This is a genomic window from Paracoccus sp. FO-3 (assembly GCF_006386455.1).
In the GTDB taxonomy this organism is placed as follows: domain Bacteria; phylum Pseudomonadota; class Alphaproteobacteria; order Rhodobacterales; family Rhodobacteraceae; genus Paracoccus; species Paracoccus versutus.
In genome coordinates this window covers 1-2298 of sequence record NZ_VCBQ01000226.1, presented here as the reverse complement: position 1 = coordinate 2298, position 2298 = coordinate 1, and the positions used below count along the sequence as shown (strand labels likewise).

3 protein-coding genes are annotated in these 2298 nt (G+C 70.9%); all 3 read left to right on the top strand.

Annotated features, from left to right (window positions below; genetic code table 11):
* The coding region (locus tag FE811_RS26515; protein ID WP_305034204.1) for a glycine betaine ABC transporter substrate-binding protein at positions 1-375 on the top strand (375 nt) is incomplete at its 5' end.
* Positions 376-1199: 824 nt separating this feature from the next.
* Positions 1200-2087, top strand: a complete 888-nt coding sequence (locus tag FE811_RS26510; RefSeq protein WP_036761282.1) for a proline/glycine betaine ABC transporter permease — start codon at positions 1200-1202, stop codon at positions 2085-2087.
* The coding region (locus tag FE811_RS26505) for an ATP-binding cassette domain-containing protein (RefSeq protein WP_140849485.1) at positions 2080-2298 on the top strand (219 nt) is incomplete at its 3' end. The genes FE811_RS26510 and FE811_RS26505, both read left to right, overlap by 8 nt.

Here is a 2298-nt window from a genome sequence, read left to right as displayed (position 1 = left end):
TACTGGGCGCCGACCGCGCTGCTGGGCCGCTACGAGATGGTCAAGCTGGAGCACGGCGTGGCGCTCGACAGGGACGAATGGCAGAACTGCACCTCGAACGCCGATTGCGCCGAGCCCAGGAAGAACGACTGGCCGGCCGACAAGGTGCAGACCGTCGTCGCCAAGCGCTTCGCCGACAGCGCCCCGCCCGAGGTGATGGACTATCTTTCCAAGCGGAGCTGGACGAATGCGACGGTGAACGCGCTGATGGCCTGGATGACCGAGAACCAGGCGCAGGGCGAGGAGGGCGCGCGGCAGTTCCTGCGCGAGAACGAGGCGACGTGGACCGAATGGGTCACGCCCGAGGCGGCCGAAAGGATCAAGGCCGCGCTCTGACCGCGCGCCCCGCGGCCGGGCTGGGTGGGCCGAAAGTCCGCCCCGGCCCGCCCTCCGGCTCTCGGGTCCGGGCCGGGCTGCCCGTCGGTCCGGCTTTCCGGTCCGGGCCTTGGCCCAGCCGGTTCTGCGGTCCGGCCTTGGTCTGGCGAGGCTCCAGTTCTCGGCTCTCGGGCCCGCGGTCGCGGTCCGGCTTCGGTCTGGGCCCTGGCTGCCCGTCGGGCCGGCTCCGGCTCCGGTTCCGGCCCAGGTCGGACCCAGGTCTGGCCCAGGCCTGGCCCCGCGGAGCGGCTTTCGGGCCCGCGGACCCGCTCCCGGTTCCGGTCCCTGGCCCAGCCGGCGCTCGGGTCCGGGCCCTGGCCTGGCCCAGCCGGTTCTCCGGTCCGGTCTTGGTCTGGCGAGACTCCGGCTCTCGGGCCCGCGGTCGCGGTCCGGCTCTCGGTCCGGGCCCTGGCTGCCCGTCGGGCCGGCTCCGGCTCCGGTTCCGGCCCAGGTCGGACCCAGGTCTGGCCCAGGCCTGACCCCACTCCGGCTCTCGGGCCTGCGGACCCGCTCGGGCTTCGGTTTCGGCCCAGGACTGGCCCCGCTCCGGCTCTCGGCTCGGGGGCCCGCTCCGGCTCCCGGTTCCGGTCCCTGGCCCAGCCGGCGCTCGGGTCCGGGCCCTGACACCCCTTCGGTCCGGCTCTCGGGTCGGGCCCTGACCACCCCTCGGTCCGGCCTCCGGGCCGGTCCGCGGGACCGCCCCGACCCCGGTCCGGCCCGATGCCGCCACCCTTTCCCGGTCCCGGCCGCCCAGGCCGGCCCCCAGCCCCATGCGCGAGGATCCCATGACCTGGCTCACCTCCTTCCCCCAATTGAAAAGCGCCTGGCTGCGCGAGTTGCAGCGCGTCATCGACGACGGCTTTCGCAGCTTCACCCGCAGCCACGGCGACATGATCGAGGGCCTCTTCAGCCCGCTGCAGACCATGCTGATCTGGTTCGAGCGATTGCTTCTGGGCACCCCCTGGCTGCTCGTCCTGGCCGTCGTCGCCGCCCTGGCCTGGGGCGCCAGCCGCAGCCTGCGCGTGGTGATCGGCTCCGTGCTGACCCTGGTGCTGATCGGGCTCTTCGGCATGTGGGACGACACCATGAAGACCATCTCCATGGTGCTGGCCGCGACGCTTTTGTCCATCGCCATCGGCCTGCCGCTCGGCATCCTGATGGCGCGCTCGCAGCGGGTGCAGCGCATCATCAGCCCGATCCTCGACATCATGCAGACCATGCCCAGCTTCGTCTACCTGATCCCGGTGGTGATGCTGCTGGGCATCGGCCGGGTGCCCGGCCTGATCGCGGTGGTGATCTATGCCATCCCGCCGATGATCCGGCTGACCAACCTCGGCATCCGCCAGGTCGACCGCGAGGTGCTGGAGGCGACCGACGCCTTCGGCTCCTCGGCCTGGCAGAAGCTGGTCAAGGCGCAGCTGCCGCTGGCGCTGCCCACGATCATGGCCGGCATCAACCAGACCATCATGATGGCGCTGGCCATGGTGGTGATCGCCTCGATGATCGGGGTGCAGGGGCTGGGCCAGCCGGTGCTGCGCGCGATCTCGAACCAGTATTTCACGCTCGGGCTCTTCAACGGCTTCGCCATCGTCGGCATCGCCATCCTCTTCGACCGCATCAGCCAGGCCTGGGGCAAGCGGCTGCAAAAACACCAGGAGGCCAGCCATGACTGATCCGATCGGCATCGAGATCAAGAACCTCTACAAGATCTTCGGCGCCAATCCCGAGGCGCATGTCGCGGCCGTCCGCGCCGGCATGACCAAGGCCGAGCTGCAGGCCCGCCACCAGCACGTCCTGGGGCTGAGCGACATCAACATCCAGGTCGCGCCGGGCAGCATCCAGGTCATCATGGGCCTGTCGGGATCGGGCAAGTCGACGCTGATC